This is a genomic window from Streptomyces sp. NPDC093591 (assembly GCF_044764885.1).
Classification (GTDB): domain Bacteria; phylum Actinomycetota; class Actinomycetes; order Streptomycetales; family Streptomycetaceae; genus Streptomyces.
In genome coordinates this window covers 400,170-416,763 of sequence record NZ_JBIWIY010000004.1, presented here as the reverse complement: position 1 = coordinate 416,763, position 16,594 = coordinate 400,170, and the positions used below count along the sequence as shown (strand labels likewise).

Sequence of the window (16,594 nt, the reverse complement as noted above, 5' to 3'; positions counted from 1 at the left end):
CGGGCTATGCCACGACTGTCCGTCAGGCCCCTGAGCCGACTCGCTGGAAGGAACGTTCGCCCAGGCCAGTAGGGGAGCGGTTTCCCCGGTGCCCATGAGGTCGACTGCGGGCGCCTGCCGGCGTACGTCCGTCATGATCTCCAGGGCGCCGGAGCAGCAGTGGCTGTTGGCGACGTCGGCAATCGCCGTATGGCGGCGGTAGTCAGTCAGGCCGCGCTGAGCCCCGCCCTGACCCGTCGGCCGCGACGTCGATCATGGCTGCGCGAAGCGGTTGCTTGCCTGCCGGCTCATCGTGCGCGTCCCGTGCACCGAGCTCGCCGCCAGGGTGCAGGCGATGAGGTGCACGCGGTCCCGGGCAATGGAGCTACCGCACAGGTCACCGCAGTGCCCCTGGGGCTGACCCGCGCCCCGGCCCGTGCGTGTCGGCTGTGAACTGGGCCGGGCGGCAGGCAGGAGCCCACTGGTCTGAGGTCCTCGACCGCGTTCACCTGCGCGTCTGTTCGGCATGATCGGTTCGCCCCGCGCCGCGTCGCACCGCGGTCGGCAACGCGATCAGCGCGATGGCGGCGGCGACGAAGAACGCCATGTTGTAGCCGGACTCGGACGGTAGGGGGAGTGCGCGGGGGCGGCGCCAGCCGGGGTCGCGGCTGCGAGCTGGGCGCCGAGTGCGCCGCCGATGGCCCGCGGGATGGTGTTGAACCCGTGGCGATTCCGGTGATCCCGGGCTCGACCGCTTACGACCAGGGTCCCGAGGGCGGGCGAAGGCCAGCCCGCAGGCCGCGCCGAACGCCGCCCCCCGCGAGCGCGACCTGCCACGGATGGCGGTGGGCGAACCCGAGGGGCAGCAGTGCCACGGCGACGAGAGTGGCGCCGCACCGGAGTGTGGCTCTCGCCCCGAGCCGCGCCGTGAGCCGGGCGGCGAGGGGCGCCGCCGGACCATGAACGCCGCGATCGGACAGAAGGGGAAGGGCGGTTCGGCGGGGGGTAACCGAAGCCGTAGCCGACGGCGCGGGACGTCTGGGTCAGAGACGGGAGCAGTGCCACCGGGGCGAACATGCCGACGCTGACGACCAGCGTGGCGAAACTGGTCGCGGCAGGCCGCGGTCCTATCCGGACGCGGAGATCCATCAGGGGCTCACGGTCCGCGACTGCGCCAGGACGAACCCGGCTCCGCACAAAGAGCCAGAGCGACGAGCGCGAGGACTGGGGGCGAGTGCCAGCCCCAAATGCGCCCCTGACTGATCGTCAGGAGCGGGCCAACCGCCGTGGTGGTCAGCAGCAGGGCACCGGACACGGCGTTGATCCGCGTTCTGCCGTGCGACGCTCCGGCCCGGGGGAGTCGCGAAGTACCGGCCAGTGCGGCGAGGGCGATGGTGAGGCAGCCCTCGGAAGAGCCAGTCCGGCGTGGTGACGCCGACGATCGGGCCGGACACCACCATGTCGACGGCACCTCCCACGCCGAACAGGGTGCTCAGAGTGGCGGCGGCCTTTCCGAGGCGCTCCGGCGCGGCGACGACCCGGACCGGGCCGAACGCGGCCGGGAACACGCCCCCGGACAGTCCCTGTACGGCGCGCCCGCCAACAGCACGGTGAACCGGCCGACATGGGAACCGACCCCGGCCAGGGCGCTTCCGGCGGCCAGGCAGCAGAGCCCGACCGCCATCACCGTACGGTGGCCGTACTGGTCTGCGAGGCGCCGGGCGATCAGGGTGGCCACGGCGGAGGCGAGCATGAAGGCGGCGAGCAGCCAGGTGGCCGCCGTCAAGGCTGACGCCGAGGTCGCGGACGAAGACAGGCAGCGCGGCGACGGCGGCGGTCTGCGCGGCGGCGATCCCGAAGGCCGCCGGCAGCAGTACCGGAACTGCCGGTCGGCTGCCGCCGATTCCGGCCCCGCCCTGCCCGGCGGCAGCCGTCTCCCGCTGCGCCGCTGACGCACCGCGGCCACGCAGGGAACGGCGTGAATGTGACGTATCGGGGCTTCTGGGAAAAGATGCGCGCTCTGTGGCCATGTGGTGACCTTGGTTGTGGAGGCTATGGCTGACCCCAGAGGAGATGGTGATATGCCTTCCATGGACAAGGCGATCAAGGACATCACGGGCGTCCGGAGCGACCTAGAGGCGGCACTTGACCCCGCCGAGCCCGACGGTGTCTTCCGTGACAGCCGTGAGTGCGCAGCCCTGGCACTGCTCTCCGCAGACACCAAGCTGCTGCTCTCCCCGCCGACCCCTCGCCCCAAGAAGGGCTAGTGGACTGACGGGAGACGGCTGAATGGAGCAGTCAGGCACTTCGGCCCTCTTGCAGGGCGCTGTGCAGGACCTTGCGTCCGACGTGGTCTCCGCCCTCCGGGGCGGAGACCACGTGCGCATGTCCGGCACGGGAGCGACAGACGACATCGAGGGCAATTTCGCTCTCGCGGCCGTACGCGTGTTGGGAGCGGACCTGCTGCTGCCGCACGTACTCTTTCCGACTCCGCCCGCCGCCGAGGTACTTGCGGTGTTCCGCAGGACGGTGGAGGCCTTCCCGCCGCGTGCCGACGCGGCGCCCACCGTCAAGTGGAGCCACTGGGCGATGAGTCGGACCTTGGGACGGCTCGACCCGTCCATGCCCGGCGGGCCCGCCGCGGACCGGCCCGCGGAACCGGACGCCGGCTGGCTCGACGAGGCGACGTGGCAGGTGCTGACGCACCAGCTCGCGGTCCTGGCCCCGCTCGCGGTGCCCGGTGAGGACTGCGCGGTGGCCCGCGCCGCCCGCCGCCGCCCGGTCGACGTGGCCCGGGGCTTCGTACGGGCCGTGCGTCGCAGGGACTGGCAGCAGGCGGCCGGCGCGGGACGCTGGCTGACCCAGCTCGAAGGGGTCCCGGACACCCTCGGCCTCGAAGCGGGGCTGGACTTCGTGGAACTGATGGGCGGCAGCGACCCCCGGGTGGCCCTTCAGGTCCAGGCGGCACGGGTCATGCGGGCGGCCGGAGCGCTCGTATGACCGCCCTCGGCGTCAGCGAGATCCGCGAGGTGGGTGCCGCCGCGTTGGCCTGGCTGTCCGCGCACCGGGGCGACTTCGCGTTGGATGAGGACGCGCTCACGGCGGACGGCCACGTGGACGCCACCTGGAAACCGCTCGGCGAACTGGCCCAGACGTGCGAGAGCGTACGCGCGCACACCCCGCCGTCGGATCCGCTGCACGCGTGCGCGGCGGATCTGCTGCGGTTCGCCTGGCAGCAGACCGGCCGGGGCGAGCTCTTCCTTCGACTCCAGCAGACGGAGCCGTTCGCGACGTACCCCCTGGAGATCTACTCCGTCTTCGCCTCGGCCGGGCTGCGGCATCCCGGATACGAGGCCGCCGCCGCCATCACGGCCCGCACCCGGAGCTGGCGGCTCACCGAGCAGGACCCCACCCGCAGGCTCGGTGTGCTGAAAGCCGAGCGGCGCAGCGGCATCCGGCGCCCGGAGCGGGACGCGGAGGTGCTGCGGCGCACCTGGCTGGGCGGACTGCCGGAACCGTGGACGTTCGAGCGCTCCTCGGGGTACGCGCTCACCCACGTCGTCTTCCACCTCACCGACTGGGGCCGCACCCCCGAGGCCGTCCCTGCCGACCTGGCCGCCTACCTGGCCCACTGGTTGCCGCCCTGGCTCGACACCTGCCTGGACGCCGGGATGTGGGACCTCGGCTGCGAGCTGCTGGTCGTGGCCGCGAGCCTCCCGTGCCCGCCCGACCGCGCGACCCTTCGGCACGCCTGGGCCCGGATCGCGCGGGCCCAGCACGACTCCGGCGCGCTTCCGCAGCAGGCCCCGGTCCAGCCGGGCGACGCGGAAGCGGACCGGGAGCCGGACTTCCTGCAGTGCTACCACTCCACCTTGATGGCCGCTTTCGCGGCGGCACAGACCGTCAAGTACCTCACTGGTGAGGGCTGTGAAGACGCTGACGCCGTGTACGAGGGACAAGGAGTGCCCGGATGACCGACACCCGTCTGATGCACACCGTCGGCGTCCGCGCCCTGGAGTGGCTGTGGGCCCATCGCGACGGCTTCCGCCTGGAGCCCGACGTCGATCCGGAAGTGGGCTTCCTGGAGCGCTTCAAACCGGTCGGCGAACTGGCCCTGATCTGCCGGGTCCTGTTCCGCGAGGGCGTGGCCGGATCACGGCAGGCCGAACTGGCCCGCAAGCTCCTCGACCACACCTGGCGGCACACACTCGACGGCGGTCGCATGCTGGTGCGCGGCCAGCGCATCGAGCCGCTCTCGCCCATCCCCTTCGAGGTGTACCTCCCCTACAAGGAACTCGGGTACAGCGAGCCCGAAGTGGAGCGCGCCACCGTCCTCTACCACCGGCTCGACAGCTGGGCGGCGCTCGAACTGGACCCGACCCGGCGCCTCGGACTCTCCGCGTTCCAGCGCCGCTTCGGCCTCACGCCCCGCACACCCGAGGCGGACATCGTCGGCTCGACCTGGCTGGCCCGCACCCCCGAGCCCTGGACGGTCGGCGGGCACATCGCCTACGACGTCACCCACACGGTGTTCCACCTCACCGACTGGGGAGAGCACCCCGAGGGCCTGCCGCCGGACATCGCCGACTACCTCGCCATGTGGTTGCCGGTCTGGATCGACGACTGGCTGGACCTCGAACGCTGGGACCTGCTCGGCGAACTCCTGGTCGTCGACGCCTGCCTGCCCCGGCCCACCCTGGACGAACGGGCCTGGGAGGGCTTCGCCGCCGCGCAGCAGCCCGACGGCGCCATGCCCGCCGTACGGACGATGCCCGAGGGGGAGTGGGACGAGGTGTTCGACATGGTCTACCACCCGACGCTGGTCGCCGCCTTCGCCTCGGTGCTGGCCACCTCCCGGTCCCTCACCGAGCTGACGCACGCGGCCTCATGAGCGGCCCCGCCACGCACTGGCCGGGCGCCGAGGACGACATGGCCCCCTCCCGTGCGGTGGGCCTTCCCGGCACCGACGGCACCTGGCGGGAGCGGCTGGAGCGCGCCGTCGGCGCCGTCGACGCGCCCGACACCGTCTTCGCCGTGTCCCGGGCGGGCCGCCGCATCCTGCACTGCGGGGGCACCGCCCCACCCCCACCGGTGCCCCGGCAGGATTTGCGCTACGAGATAGGTTCGGCCTCCAAGGCGTTCACCGGCCTGTTGCTGGCCCAGCTCATCCAGCGCGGCGTGCTGACCGGGGGCGAGCCGGCCACCGCCTGTCTGGACCCGGTCCGGCGGGCCGAGGCGGACCCGGTGACGCTCGCCCACCTCGTCACGCACACCGCCGGACTGCCCGCCCTGCCGGCCGACTTCTACCCGCGGGCGCTGCCCGCCTGGCGTACCAACCCCTACGGCCGCTATCCGGCCGAGCGGGTGGCCGACGCCTTCCTGCGGCACCGCCCCCGGCACCGGCCCGGCACCCGGTGGCACTACTCCAACTTCGGCGTCGCCGTGCTCGGCCACGCCGTCGTGGCAGCGACCGGCACGCCGTGGGAGGAACTGCTCGGCGCGCATGTGCTGCGGCCGCTCGGCCTGAGCGGCACCGCGCTGCGGCCGGAGGACCCGAAGACCGACGCCGTCGGGCACGGCAAGGACGGCCGTACGCCCACCCTCGCCTTCGACGCGGGCGGCTTCCAGGCGGCGGGTGCCGTCCGAGCCACCCCGCACGACCTGCTCACCTTCCTCGAAGCGCACCTCGATCCGGCCGGCTCCCCGTGGGCCGACGCCCTGCGGGCGGTGCGCACGCCCGTGCTCCGACGCGGCCCGGGTCACCGGCACGTGCACACGATGGCGTGGTTCCGGCACCCCACCGATGGGGGCCCGATGTACTTCCACAGCGGGGCCACCCTCGGCCAGCAGGCCTTCCTGGGCTTCCGGCCCGACACGGGCACGGCCCTGGTCGCCCTGTGCACCCGCCGCTTCCGCGACCGCGACTCCTTCATCGCGACCGCGTACGCGCTTCTCGCGGAGGACTAGTCCCCGAAGCCCCCGCGAAGCCCCCGGCGCCCCGAAGCCCCTGCGGAGCGGCCGGTGCGGGGCGGGGCCCCGCACCGGCAGAGTCCTACGACGTCTTCACGACGTTCCTACGACGTACGACTCCTACAATCGCTGCCACAGGGCGGGGGTGGCGCCCGGCGACCACGCGCCCTGCGCCTGATGGCTCTGCACGCACTGGTAGCGCACGCCCGCGTGGGTCACCGTCGTGCCGGCCTCGTAGACGCGGCCCGCGGTCCATGTCTCCGCCGCGTCGTTGTCCTCCGGAGCGGGAGTGCCGGCCTGGGCGGACGCGGTCTTCAGGACGAGCCCGAAGTCGCTGAGGATCGGGTTGATCGGCTGGTAGAAGGTGGTCCCGCCGTCCGTGCAGTCACCCGAGCCGCCCGAGGTCACGCCCTGCGCCTGGGTGCCCGAGACGTACGGGCCGCCGGAGTCGCCCGGCTCGGCGCACACGGTCGTCTCCGTCACGCCGTTCACGGTGCCCTGGGAGTAGCTGACACTCGTGTCGTGCTGCTCGATGGTGCCGCAGTGCCAACCGGTGGTGGAGCCGGAGCGGCAGATCGACGCCCCGACGAGCGCCTGGACCGAGCCGGTGACCTGCGTGCGCTGACCGTCCTCGCCCTTCACGTCGGCCGTGGCGGTCCAGTCGCTGTTGACGGCGACCCAGGACATGTCCTTCTCGGGGAACGTGGAGGCCTGGAACGTGCCCTGTTCGGCCATGTTGGAGCCGGCGGTCGAGTCGCCCGGGCCTCCGCAGTGGCCCGCCGAGGCGAAGCCCTGCTGCTGGTCCTTGGTGACGGAGAACCCGATGGAACAGCGCGCGGAGCCCTCGATGTAGTAGGCGTCGCCCCCGACGAGGTCCGCCAGCAGCCTTGGCCGTTTCGCCGACACCCGGACGCCGACGCCCTTGTCATCGACGCCGGCGGCCTTGATGAAGGCGGTCGCAGCCGACCGCTTGGTCGCCTGGACGACGACCCGGTTCGCCGGTACGTCGACGTACCAGACCGGCGTGTCGTGCGTCTTCACGCGGGCGGCGGCCGTGTCCAGCTTCTTCTTGACGGCGCGGAGTTCGGTCAACGGCCGCTTGACGACCGCGGCCTTCGCGCCCTGGGCCTTGATGGCGGACACGTCGGCGGCGTGCGTGGTCGCGACGGTGAGCTCGGCGGAGGTCGCTCCCCTCAGCCAGGCCCCCGCGAAGTGCTCGCCCAGGGCGTTGCGCAGGCGCCCCGCGCGGACGCCCGCCTCCGCCTCGTTGACCAGCCGCTCGGCCGCCTGACCGGGCTTCAGTTTCAGGTCGCGCTCCAGGGCGCGCAGCACCGCCGCCGGTGGCCGGTCGGCACCGAGTGTCTGGGCGGCGCTGGACGCGGGCGGCGGCTCGGCCGCGCCGGCGGAGGGGACCCCGGTGAGCACGAGAGCGCCGAGAGCGGCCACGGCGGCGCGGCGACCGGCCGCGGTATGTCTGCCGAGCATGCGATGTACCTCCATCGAGTACGAGTGGGATTCGACCAGCTCAAGTCCTTGACGGAATGCCGTGCACCGATGCCGTAGGAGATGTTTTTTCGCGCTATGGGGGACTTCGGGTGGTGCCATGTGCACCACTGCCATGGCGCCAGGCCAGGTGGAGTGCGCCAGACTTTCATCATTCGTTTTCTTGAATCATTCGTGTTTGGCGAGGTAGGTTGTCTGCCATGACCGCATCCCAGACCCCGACCCCCGCCGAGGAGCTGCGCGGTGCCGGCCTGCGGGTGACCGCCGCGCGTGTCGCGCTGCTGGAGGCCGTCCGGGCCGGTGACCACCTCGGTGTCGAGGCCATCGCCTCCGGGGTGCGTGATCGCGTAGGCCATGTCTCCCTGCAGGCCGTGTACGAGGGCCTCCACGCACTCACGGCGGCAGGGCTCATCCGCCGTATCGAACCGGCCGGCAGCCCGGCCCGGTTCGAGGGGCGTGTCGGTGACAACCACCACCACGTCGTGTGCCGGTCGTGCGGTGTCGTCGCCGACGTCGACTGCGAGGTCGGTGAGGCGCCCTGCCTGACCGCGTCCGACGACCACGGCTTCGCGATCGACGAGGCCGAGGTCATCTACTGGGGCCTGTGCCCCGACTGTTCCACTGCCGGCAGTGCACCCCGAGCACTGTGATCCACCTAGTTCGGAAGGTTTCCCATGGCTGAGAACCCCGATGCGATCGTCACTGACGCGAAGACGGAAGGCACCGGTGGCTGCCCCGTCGCGCACGATCGTGCCCCCCACCCGACGCAGGGCGGTGGCAACCGTCAGTGGTGGCCGGAGCGGCTCAACCTGAAGATCCTCGCCAAGGACCCCGTCGTCGCGAACCCGCTGGGCGAGGACTTCGATTACGCCAAGGCGTTCCAGGCCCTCGACCTGGATGCCGTGAAACGGGACATCGCCGAGGTGCTGACCACCTCGCAGGACTGGTGGCCCGCGGACTTCGGCAACTACGGACCGCTGATGGTCCGTATGGCCTGGCACAGCGCCGGCACCTACCGCATCAGTGACGGCCGCGGCGGTGGTGGCCGTGGCCAGCAGCGCTTCGCGCCGCTGAACAGCTGGCCGGACAACGGCAACCTCGACAAGGCCCGCCGTCTGCTGTGGCCGGTCAAGAAGAAGTACGGCCAGTCCATCTCCTGGGCCGACCTCATGATCCTCACGGGCAACGTCGCCCTGGAGCAGATGGGCTTCGAGACCTTCGGCTTCGGCGGCGGCCGCGCCGACGTCTGGGAGGCCGACGAGGACGTGTACTGGGGTCCCGAGACCACCTGGCTCGACGACCAGCGCTACACCGGCGACCGTGAGCTGGAGAACCCGCTCGGCGCCGTCCAGATGGGCCTCATCTACGTCAACCCCGAGGGCCCGAACGGCAACCCGGACCCGCTGGCCGCGGCCCGCGACATCCGTGAGACGTTCCGCCGCATGGCGATGAACGACGAGGAGACCGTCGCGCTGATCGCCGGTGGTCACACCTTCGGCAAGACCCACGGCGCCGGCCCGGCCGACCACGTGGGCAACGACCCCGAGGCCGCCTCCATGGAGGAGCAGGGCCTGGGCTGGAAGTCCACCTACGGCACCGGCAAGGGCGGCGACGCCATCACCTCCGGTCTCGAGGTCACCTGGACCACCAAGCCCACCCAGTGGAGCAACGACTTCTTCGACATCCTCTTCGGCTACGAGTGGGAGCTCACCCAGAGCCCCGCGGGCGCCAACCAGTGGGTGGCCAAGGACTCCGAGGAGATCATCCCGGACGCCCATGACTCGTCGAAGAAGCGTCGGCCCACGATGCTCACCACCGACCTCTCGCTGCGCTTCGACCCGATCTACGGCGAGATCTCCAAGCGCTTCCACGAGAACCCGGACCAGTTCGCGGACGCCTTCGCCCGCGCCTGGTACAAGCTGACCCACCGTGACATGGGCCCGAAGTCGCTGTACCTCGGCCCGGAGGTCCCGCAGGAGACGCTGCTGTGGCAGGACCCGCTGCCGCAGGCCGAGGGCGAGGCCCTCGACGCCGCGGACGTCGCGGCCCTCAAGGCCAAGCTCCTGGAGTCGGGCCTGACGGTCTCGCAGCTGGTCTCCACCGCGTGGGCGTCGGCCTCGACGTTCCGCGGCAGCGACAAGCGCGGCGGTGCCAACGGCGCCCGTATCCGCCTGGAGCCGCAGCGCGGCTGGGAGGTCAACGACCCCGACCAGCTCGCCCAGGTCCTGCGCGTCCTCGAGGGCGTCCAGGCCGAGTTCAACTCCGGCGCCAAGAAGGTCTCCCTGGCCGACCTGATCGTCCTCGGCGGTTCCGCCGCGGTCGAGAAGGCCGCCAAGGACGCCGGCGTCGCCGTGGAGGTCCCCTTCACGCCGGGCCGGGTGGACGCGACCGAGGAGCACACCGACGTCGAGTCCTTCGCCGCGCTGGAGCCGACCGCGGACGGCTTCCGCAACTACCTCGGCAAGGGCAACCGGCTGCCGGCCGAGTACCTCCTGCTCGACCGCGCCAACCTGCTCACCCTGAGCGCCCCCGAGCTGACCGTCCTCGTCGGCGGCCTGCGCGTCCTCGGCGCCAACCAGGGCGGCTCGACGCACGGCGTGCTCACCGAGACGCCGGGCAAGCTGACCAACGACTTCTTCGTCAACCTGCTCGACCTGGGCACGACCTGGAAGTCGACGTCCGAGGACCAGACGACCTTCGAGGGTCGTGACGCCTCGGGCGAGGTCAAGTGGACCGGCACCCGTGCCGACCTCGTCTTCGGCTCGAACTCCGAGCTGCGCGCGCTCGCGGAGGTCTACGCGAGCGACGACGCGAAGGAGAAGTTCGTGACCGACTTCGTCGAGGCCTGGGTCAAGGTCATGAACCTGGACCGGTTCGACCTCGTCTGATCCTTTCCGAACAGGACGTCCAGGCCGGCCCGCACGGGTCGGCCTGGACGTTTTCGTGTGCGCGGGTGCCCCACAAGGCACACCTTTCACAGAACGCACACTGCGCTCCATAAACTCTTTAAGTTTCAAACGATAAGCTCGCCGAAACAGGGGAGTGGCCGACGGCGGCCCACCCGCCGTGCCGCACCTCCCTCTCTCCCCCCACCAGCACAGGAGACCCGGCGTGAGTGACGGCGACGTAGTGGTGATCGGCGGCGGCTATGCGGGCGTCCGTCTGGCGAAGCGACTGGACGCGACGGCGCGGGTCACGCTGGTGGACCGCAAGGAGGTCTTCTTCCACCGCATCGCCTCCCTGCGCGCCGGAGTGCGCCCGGACTGGTCGCACAGCCCCTTCATCCCGTACGACAGGCTGCTGCGCAACGGCCGCGTGGTCGTGGGCAAGGCCGTCCGCATCGACACCGCGCAGCGGCAGGTGATGCTCGCGACGGGGGAGCGGCTCCCGTACGACGTGCTGGTGATCGCCACCGGCGCCGACTACCCCGAACCGGCCCGCTTCTCCGGCACCACCACCGACGAGGCGGTGAAGTCCTTCGCCACGCACCAGCAGCACATCGCCTCGGCGGAGCACATCCTGGTCGTCGGCGGCGGCCCCTCCGGGATCGAGCTCAGCGCCGAGATCCGCCTCGCCCGGCCCGACGCCCGGGTCACCCTCGCCCACTCCGGACCGGAGCTGCTGCACTCCACGGGAAGTGCCCGGGCCGGGCGCAAGGCACGCACCTGGCTGGAGTCCCATGACGTGCAGGTGCGGCTGGACGCCTTCATGTCCCCCGGAAACGACTTCGGCACCTACCGCGACGCCCGTGGAAACGTCATCGACGCCGACCGCTCCTTCTGGGCGACCGGAACCACGCCCAACACGCTCTGGCTGCGGCTGGCCGGGCACGGGGACTGGCTGAACGAGACGGGACACGTGAAGGTCGACCGGGCGCTGCGCGTCCAGGGATCGCTGGAGGTGTTCGCGGTCGGCGACGTGAACGACGCCACCGAGGTCAAGATCACCCCGGCCGCGCTCGCCCAGGCCGACCTGGCCGCCCACAACATCCGCGCCTATCTGAACAGCGGCGGCAAGCACCGCAAGGAGCCCCGCTTCTACCGGCCCGTCCACCGCACCCCGCTCATCGTGCCGTTCGGCCCGGCCGACGGAGTCACGATGCTGCCCGTGCCGGGCGGCGAAACGGCGGTCCTCGGCAGCCGCACCACGACCCTGGCCAAGGCGAAGACCCTCATGACCCCGTACATGAGACGGCAGCTGGGCTACACGGCGGCGTGAGCGGACGTGCCGGCACCGCCCCGGCACTGTCCCGCACGGAAGAACACAGCGATACGACGGGGCGCCGTATCGAAGCCGCGGTGGTGGGGTACCCGGAGCCTTTCCCGCCCGCCTCGGGCCCCGGCAGGGGTCCGCGCCGGACGGCCGGACGGCGAACGGAGTCGTCATGACGCGGAACCCGGAGAGCGCGACGCCCCCTCGGCGAGCCGGGGCTCCCCGGCTGCACCCGGTCAGGGAGAGCACAGTCCAGCCGTTGCCGCGGGAAGCGCACACGCACAACAACCACGAACCGCCCCATGATCGCAGCCAGGCGATCCTCGAGGCGGCGAAAAAGGTCGGCGCGCTCCTCAAAGCCAACGGGCACACGTTCGCCCTGGCCGGAAGCGTGGCCGTCTACGCCCACGGCGGCAGCGGTCACCTCCGGCACGACGCCGACTTCTGCGTACGCCGCGCGGACGCCGAAGCGGTGGCGGCCACGCTGACCGAAGCGGGCCTGACGGTCCGTACCCCGCCGGAGGACTGGCTGCTGAAGACCACGTGCTTCGGACAGGAGGTCGACCTCCTCTTCGAGCTCGGGCACCGCCCCGTCACCTCGGACATGCTCGCCAGGGCCCAGGACCTCCCGGTCGACTCGGTGCACATGCCCGTCCTGGCGGCGACGGATCTCATGCGGGCACTGATCGAGCCCTTCTCGGAGCACCACTGCGACTTCGGGCCGGTGCTCGCCGCGGCCCGCGCCCTGCGCGAGAAGGTCGACTGGGAGGACGTACGACGGTCCTGCGGGGACCGACCGATGCCCGCCGCGTTCTTCTTCCTCCTGGAACGCCTGAACGTCATCGCCCCACGGAAGGAGCCCCGATGAGCGGATACGCCGCCCGCCCCGCTCCCGCCGCCGGCGGAGCGCAGAGCCTGGACTACCGCGTGGCCCATCTCGCCGACCACCTCGCCGCCGGGGACCTCGGCGAGCTGGGCGTGCGGATCGAGATCCGCGGCGAGGCGGTTCTGCTGACCGGCACCGTGCCGTCCGCGCAGTGTCGCGACGACGTCCTGCACATGGCCCGGGACGAGCTGCCGGGAACCCCCGTCCACTGCGACATCGTGGTCGCGGACGCCTCCGCGCCCGACCACGCCGAGGAGGTCGAATGATCCGGATAGCGGCCGTCGGGGACATCCACATGGGGCCCGAGAGCAAGGGCCGGCTCCGCCCCTCGTTCGAGACCCTGCCCGACAGCGCCGACGTCCTGCTGCTCGCCGGGGACCTCACCCGCCACGGCACCCCGGAGGAGGCCCGGGTGGTCGCCCGCGAGATCGAGGGGCTGGCCGTCCCGGTGGTCGCGGTCCTGGGCAACCACGATCACCACGCCGACTGCGCCGAGGAGGTCGCCGCCGTGCTGCGGGACGCGGGCGCGCACGTCCTGGAGGGGCAGGCGACCGTGGTGGGCAACGGCGAGGCGCGTATCGGCGTGGCCGGTACGAAGGGGTTCGGCGGCGGGTTCGTGGGCCGCTGCGCCGGTGAGTTCGGCGAGCCGGTCATGAAGGAGTTCGTCCGGTACTCGCGTCGGCGCGCCGACACCCTGCGGGACTCCCTGCTGGAACTGCGGGAGCAGGACTGCGACGTACGCATCGCCCTCACCCACTTCTCCCCGGTCCCGGACACGCTGGCCGGCGAGGCACCCGAGATCTACCCGTTCCTCGGCAGCTATCTGCTGGCCGAGGCGATCGACACGGCGGGCGCCGACCTCGCGGTCCACGGGCACGCACATCTGGGCACGGAACACGGCATGACCAGCGGCGGCGTGAAAGTGCGCAACGTCGCGCAGCCGGTCATCGGCCGGGCGTTCCACGTCTACCACCTCGCCGGGCCCGAGCGGACGCCGGCCGGCGCGTCGGGCGGCCGGACGGGCTGAGCCGGTCGCCGAGCGGGTCGTCGCGTCGCTGCCGTACGCCTGCGCAGCGGTGTCGCGGTGTGGGCGAGGCCACGCCGCCCACGAGGTCGCGGGCATGTTCGCGGCCCGGGGCCGCGGGCTACCTTTGATGGATTCCCGTTGCTCGCCAGTACCTCGGACGGCCCGGCAGTGCTCGCAGATCTCTCCCCGCTCATCGCGGCGACCACCCAGTGGCTCACGCGTTCCTACCCCGCGTGCGGTGGCGCGCTGGCCGCCGCCCTCGGCGAGGTGCAGGCCCGCCAGGCCGTCACGGTCGCGGCGTGGCTGCGCTACCCGACGCCGACGGACGCCGCGCTGGTCGGGATGGCGGGGCCCGGCGGCTCGGCCGGCCTGGACTGGATCACCGGCGCGGACACGGCCGCCCACGACGAGGCGGACGACTTCGCCTGGCGCACCTGGGTGGACGAGGTCGTGGCGAGCTGGGCGGCCTGTCTGCTCAGCGACGCCGAGCTGGCCCGGTTGGCGGTCGCCGCGCTCGCCGACGGCGGCCACGCGAGAGGTGCGCCGGTCGAGTTCCGCCGCCTGGTGTCACCCGACACGCGGGACCGTCAGGCGGCGGCCCTGCTGCGCCACCCCGACCTCGTCGCCCCGGTGGCCGCCCTGCACCGCCCCGCACTCCACGAGCGCCTCGACCCGGGCCGGGCCCTCATCGCCTGAGCGGGGTGCTCCTTCTCGTCGCGCCCTGTCCGCGCGTCGCGCACGCGGTCGGTCAGGCCCGCTCCCGGGGTCGGCGGCTTGTCGGCCGACGACTTGTCCGGCGCGGACGGATGCGGGCGGCGGGCCGTGTCGGCCTATCGCCTGCCGCACCGTGTCGCCCAGGGCGTCCAGCGTGCCAGCCGATCTCGGTTGCGTCAGCATCCCGATGAGCCGCTCGAACTCGGGATCATCGGCGTCGTACGCCTCCAGGTCCTTCATCAGCTGCTCGGCCCGGGAGTGGTGTCGTTCTCCTTGTCGCCGTCCAGGGCGTCCCCGTTCGCCAGGTGCTCCGCACAGCCGGACAGGTAGGCGACCTCGGCGACCGAGTGCCGGCCCAGCTCGATCGTGGCCCGGTCGGCGTACAGCTCGCGGTCCTTGTCTCCGGGCGGAAGCGTCTCGATGGGGCCGACGAGCTCTCGGCCTCGCGGTGACCGGTCATCAGCGCGCCGATGACGTCGCCACGTGCCCGCGGCCGCCCGGTTCACTCGCGTCGGTCACTTCCACCGAGCCGGTCGGCGTCCAGGGGCGTTTCGGTGGCGTCGTCACGCTCGCCCTCGGCCTGGGAGGGCGTCGTGTACTCGGGAGTCGGATGGTCGGCCCGAGGGATGTCGGCGTCCTCGCGCTCGCCCTCGGCCTGCGACGGGGTGTGGTGGCTCACGCTCATCGTGTCGTCCCTCCTGCGTAACGGGACGGTCGGTCGGCCCTCCTCGGGGCGGGGAGGGATCCGGCACCGTCGAGCGCACGACCGGGTACCCCCTCGCTCCGACGACGACACGACGCCCCTCGGCGCGCATCGCCCCCGCCTGACGGGTACCCGGCCCCGGACAGCAGGGCTCGGCGGCGGAAGGACGGGCGGTGCGTGAGCGCCCATACTGGCTCTACGGGTACATATCGGCATATATGCCCGCCTGTGCTCGGGTCGCCCTTCCTGGCCGGCGGCCACCAAAGTCCCAGGTGAGGTTTCCTCCGCTCGCGGCACCGCCGACTTCGAACGGGAGTTCCGGATGACGATCAACCAGCACCCGTCGCCTGTCCCGGCCGTCCCGTCGGATCTGCGGATCGGCCTGCTCGGCTCGTACGGCGGATGCAACATCGGCGACGAAGCGATCCTGATGTGTGTACTGAGCTGTCTGCGCGCCCATCGCCCGCAGGCCCGGCTCGTGGTCTTCAGCCGCAACGCCGACCACACCCGCACCCACCAGTGGGAGGCCGACGAGGTGGTCGACTGGGAGGGCGTGCCCCAGAAACCCGTCCTCGACGCCCTCGCCGGACTGGATCTGCTGGTGCTGGGCGGCGGCGGAATCCTCTACGACGGGGAGGCGCGGCGCTATCTGCGGCTGGTGAAGGCGGCGCACGAGCGCGGCGTACCCACCTTCGCCTACGCCGTCGGCGCCGGCCCGCTGCGCGACGCGGACGACCGGGAGGCCGTGCGCACCGTGCTGCCGGAGATGACCGAGATCGTCGTACGCGACGAGGAGTCACGCCTCGTCCTGGAGGAGGTCGGCGTCGAGCGCGAGCTCACCGTCACCGCCGACCCGGCGTTGCTGCTCACCCCGCAGCCCTTCACCGAGCAGATGATGCGGCAGGAGGGGCTCCCCCCGGACACCCGGCTGGTCGGGATGTCCGTGCGCGAGCCGGGCCGGGCGGCGGAGAAACTCGACGAGGACGACTATCACGCGCTGCTCGCCGACGTCGCGGACTTCCTCGCCCGGCGCCTGGACGCCCACGTGGTCTTCGTGCCGATGGAACGCCAGGACGTCCGGCACGCCCACGGCGTGCTCTCCCGGATGAGCGCCCCGGACCTGGGCCGCATCCTGCACAACACCTACAGCCCCGGCGAGATCCTCGGCTTCATGAGCCACCTGGACCTGGTCGTGGGCATGCGCCTGCACGTCGTGATCTTCGCCGCGCTCTCCGGCCTGCCCGTGCTGCCGCTGCCGTACTCCGGCAAGGTCTTCGACTTCGCCCGTCGCACGGGGGCACCCGCGCTGGTCGGTGTGGCGCGGGAGCAGGCCGGTCTGCTGCTCGCCGAGGTGGACCGGCTCTGGGACGAGTTCCCGCGGCGGCAGGAGGACATGAAGGCCCGGGTGCAGGGGCTGCGGACCCTGGCCCGGGAGACGTGTGCCCGCTGCGGAGCCCTCCTGGACTCCATCGACCTCGACGGCGGCACGCGCGCCGCGGGACGGGCGCAGGGTGCCGACCTGATCCTCACCCCGGGCACGCCGGCGGCCGACCCGAGCGGCCCCGGGGCCTGACACCGGCCAGCGCCGCGGGCCGGCGGC

General features: G+C 72.2%; 16 protein-coding genes and 1 pseudogene. 14 read left to right on the top strand and 3 right to left on the bottom strand.

The features are described 5' to 3' along the window. The first annotated feature begins 1,370 nt into the window (after window positions 1-1,370). The 6 genes from ACIREI_RS11385 (at window position 1,371) to ACIREI_RS11360 (ending at window position 5,946) form a co-directional block, all read left to right on the top strand. Window positions 1,371-1,931 carry a hypothetical protein gene (locus tag ACIREI_RS11385; protein ID WP_403330454.1) on the top strand — a complete coding sequence of 187 codons (561 nt, stop codon included), beginning with the start codon at window positions 1,371-1,373 and terminating at the stop codon, window positions 1,929-1,931. Between the two features lie 129 nt (window positions 1,932-2,060). Then, window positions 2,061-2,246: a hypothetical protein gene (locus tag ACIREI_RS11380; RefSeq protein ID WP_403330932.1), complete on the top strand. Its 186-nt coding sequence runs from the start codon at window positions 2,061-2,063 to the stop codon at window positions 2,244-2,246. Between the two features lie 22 nt (window positions 2,247-2,268). Then, window positions 2,269-2,979 carry a hypothetical protein gene (locus tag ACIREI_RS11375; protein ID WP_403330451.1) on the top strand — a complete coding sequence of 237 codons (711 nt, stop codon included), beginning with the start codon at window positions 2,269-2,271 and terminating at the stop codon, window positions 2,977-2,979. Continuing rightward, the gene (locus ACIREI_RS11370) at window positions 2,976-3,953 is read left to right on the top strand and encodes a DUF6895 family protein (protein WP_403330448.1); all 978 of its coding nucleotides are present in this window, start codon (window positions 2,976-2,978) and stop codon (window positions 3,951-3,953) included. Before ACIREI_RS11375 ends, ACIREI_RS11370 begins: the two co-directional genes overlap by 4 nt. Then, window positions 3,950-4,870, top strand: coding sequence for a DUF6895 family protein (locus tag ACIREI_RS11365; RefSeq protein WP_403330446.1), 921 nt, complete (start codon window positions 3,950-3,952; stop codon window positions 4,868-4,870). Before ACIREI_RS11370 ends, ACIREI_RS11365 begins: the two co-directional genes overlap by 4 nt. Then, the gene (locus ACIREI_RS11360) at window positions 4,867-5,946 is read left to right on the top strand and encodes a serine hydrolase domain-containing protein (protein WP_403330443.1); all 1,080 of its coding nucleotides are present in this window, start codon (window positions 4,867-4,869) and stop codon (window positions 5,944-5,946) included. Before ACIREI_RS11365 ends, ACIREI_RS11360 begins: the two co-directional genes overlap by 4 nt. Before the next feature lie 123 nt (window positions 5,947-6,069). On the opposite strand, the gene ACIREI_RS11355 is transcribed toward ACIREI_RS11360, so the two are convergent. Next, window positions 6,070-7,434 carry an alpha-lytic protease prodomain-containing protein gene (locus ACIREI_RS11355; RefSeq protein ID WP_403330440.1) on the bottom strand — a complete coding sequence of 455 codons (1,365 nt, stop codon included), beginning with the start codon at window positions 7,432-7,434 and terminating at the stop codon, window positions 6,070-6,072. 218 nt (window positions 7,435-7,652) lie between these two features. On the opposite strand from ACIREI_RS11355, the gene ACIREI_RS11350 reads away from it, so the two are divergent. The 7 genes from ACIREI_RS11350 to ACIREI_RS11320 all read left to right on the top strand — a co-directional run bounded on the left by ACIREI_RS11350 (window position 7,653) and on the right by ACIREI_RS11320 (window position 14,273). Beyond that, window positions 7,653-8,102 carry a Fur family transcriptional regulator gene (locus tag ACIREI_RS11350; protein ID WP_403330437.1) on the top strand — a complete coding sequence of 150 codons (450 nt, stop codon included), beginning with the start codon at window positions 7,653-7,655 and terminating at the stop codon, window positions 8,100-8,102. A 24-nt stretch (window positions 8,103-8,126) separates the two neighbouring features. Further along, a complete protein-coding gene (katG, locus tag ACIREI_RS11345) occupies window positions 8,127-10,340 on the top strand; it encodes a catalase/peroxidase HPI (RefSeq protein ID WP_403330434.1) in 2,214 nt (737 codons plus the stop codon). Window positions 10,341-10,563: 223 nt separating this feature from the next. Continuing rightward, window positions 10,564-11,670: an NAD(P)/FAD-dependent oxidoreductase gene (locus ACIREI_RS11340; protein ID WP_403330431.1), complete on the top strand. Its 1,107-nt coding sequence runs from the start codon at window positions 10,564-10,566 to the stop codon at window positions 11,668-11,670. 166 nt (window positions 11,671-11,836) lie between these two features. After that, window positions 11,837-12,532 (top strand): hypothetical protein, encoded by a 696-nt coding sequence (locus ACIREI_RS11335; protein WP_403330428.1) that lies wholly within the window; start codon window positions 11,837-11,839, stop codon window positions 12,530-12,532. Next, window positions 12,529-12,816, top strand: coding sequence for a BON domain-containing protein (locus ACIREI_RS11330; protein WP_403330426.1), 288 nt, complete (start codon window positions 12,529-12,531; stop codon window positions 12,814-12,816). The genes ACIREI_RS11335 and ACIREI_RS11330 overlap by 4 nt, the downstream gene beginning before the upstream one ends. Continuing rightward, the gene (locus ACIREI_RS11325; RefSeq protein WP_403330423.1) at window positions 12,813-13,577 is read left to right on the top strand and encodes a metallophosphoesterase; all 765 of its coding nucleotides are present in this window, start codon (window positions 12,813-12,815) and stop codon (window positions 13,575-13,577) included. Before ACIREI_RS11330 ends, ACIREI_RS11325 begins: the two co-directional genes overlap by 4 nt. Window positions 13,578-13,745: 168 nt before the next feature. Continuing rightward, on the top strand, window positions 13,746-14,273 hold the full coding sequence (locus tag ACIREI_RS11320) for a hypothetical protein (protein WP_403330901.1): 528 nt from the start codon (window positions 13,746-13,748) through the stop codon (window positions 14,271-14,273). Between the two features lie 11 nt (window positions 14,274-14,284). On the opposite strand, the pseudogene ACIREI_RS11315 reads toward ACIREI_RS11320, so the two are convergent. Next, a pseudogene (locus ACIREI_RS11315) lies at window positions 14,285-14,751 on the bottom strand (hemerythrin domain-containing protein); the annotation flags it as partial. A 42-nt stretch (window positions 14,752-14,793) separates the two neighbouring features. Next, on the bottom strand, window positions 14,794-14,976 hold the full coding sequence (locus ACIREI_RS11310) for a hypothetical protein (protein ID WP_403330420.1): 183 nt from the start codon (window positions 14,974-14,976) through the stop codon (window positions 14,794-14,796). Between the two features lie 340 nt (window positions 14,977-15,316). Between ACIREI_RS11310 and ACIREI_RS11305 the strand changes: the two genes are divergently transcribed. Next, the gene (locus ACIREI_RS11305) at window positions 15,317-16,567 is read left to right on the top strand and encodes a polysaccharide pyruvyl transferase family protein (RefSeq protein ID WP_403330417.1); all 1,251 of its coding nucleotides are present in this window, start codon (window positions 15,317-15,319) and stop codon (window positions 16,565-16,567) included. Window positions 16,568-16,594 lie beyond the last annotated feature (27 nt).

Coding starts and splice junctions, on each gene's coding strand:
- ACIREI_RS11375 (WP_403330451.1), top strand. CDS start 2,269: ATGGAGCAGTCAGGCACTTCGGCCCTCTTGCAGGGCGCTGTGCAGGAC.
- ACIREI_RS11350 (WP_403330437.1), top strand. CDS start 7,653: ATGACCGCATCCCAGACCCCGACCCCCGCCGAGGAGCTGCGCGGTGCC.
- ACIREI_RS11370 (WP_403330448.1), top strand. CDS start 2,976: ATGACCGCCCTCGGCGTCAGCGAGATCCGCGAGGTGGGTGCCGCCGCG.
- ACIREI_RS11365 (WP_403330446.1), top strand. CDS start 3,950: ATGACCGACACCCGTCTGATGCACACCGTCGGCGTCCGCGCCCTGGAG.
- ACIREI_RS11385 (WP_403330454.1), top strand. CDS start 1,371: ATGGTGAGGCAGCCCTCGGAAGAGCCAGTCCGGCGTGGTGACGCCGAC.
- ACIREI_RS11380 (WP_403330932.1), top strand. CDS start 2,061: ATGCCTTCCATGGACAAGGCGATCAAGGACATCACGGGCGTCCGGAGC.
- ACIREI_RS11305 (WP_403330417.1), top strand. CDS start 15,317: ATGACGATCAACCAGCACCCGTCGCCTGTCCCGGCCGTCCCGTCGGAT.
- ACIREI_RS11335 (WP_403330428.1), top strand. CDS start 11,837: ATGACGCGGAACCCGGAGAGCGCGACGCCCCCTCGGCGAGCCGGGGCT.
- katG (WP_403330434.1), top strand. CDS start 8,127: ATGGCTGAGAACCCCGATGCGATCGTCACTGACGCGAAGACGGAAGGC.
- ACIREI_RS11330 (WP_403330426.1), top strand. CDS start 12,529: ATGAGCGGATACGCCGCCCGCCCCGCTCCCGCCGCCGGCGGAGCGCAG.
- ACIREI_RS11325 (WP_403330423.1), top strand. CDS start 12,813: ATGATCCGGATAGCGGCCGTCGGGGACATCCACATGGGGCCCGAGAGC.
- ACIREI_RS11360 (WP_403330443.1), top strand. CDS start 4,867: ATGAGCGGCCCCGCCACGCACTGGCCGGGCGCCGAGGACGACATGGCC.
- ACIREI_RS11310 (WP_403330420.1), bottom strand. CDS start 14,976: ATGAGCGTGAGCCACCACACCCCGTCGCAGGCCGAGGGCGAGCGCGAG.
- ACIREI_RS11355 (WP_403330440.1), bottom strand. CDS start 7,434: ATGCTCGGCAGACATACCGCGGCCGGTCGCCGCGCCGCCGTGGCCGCT.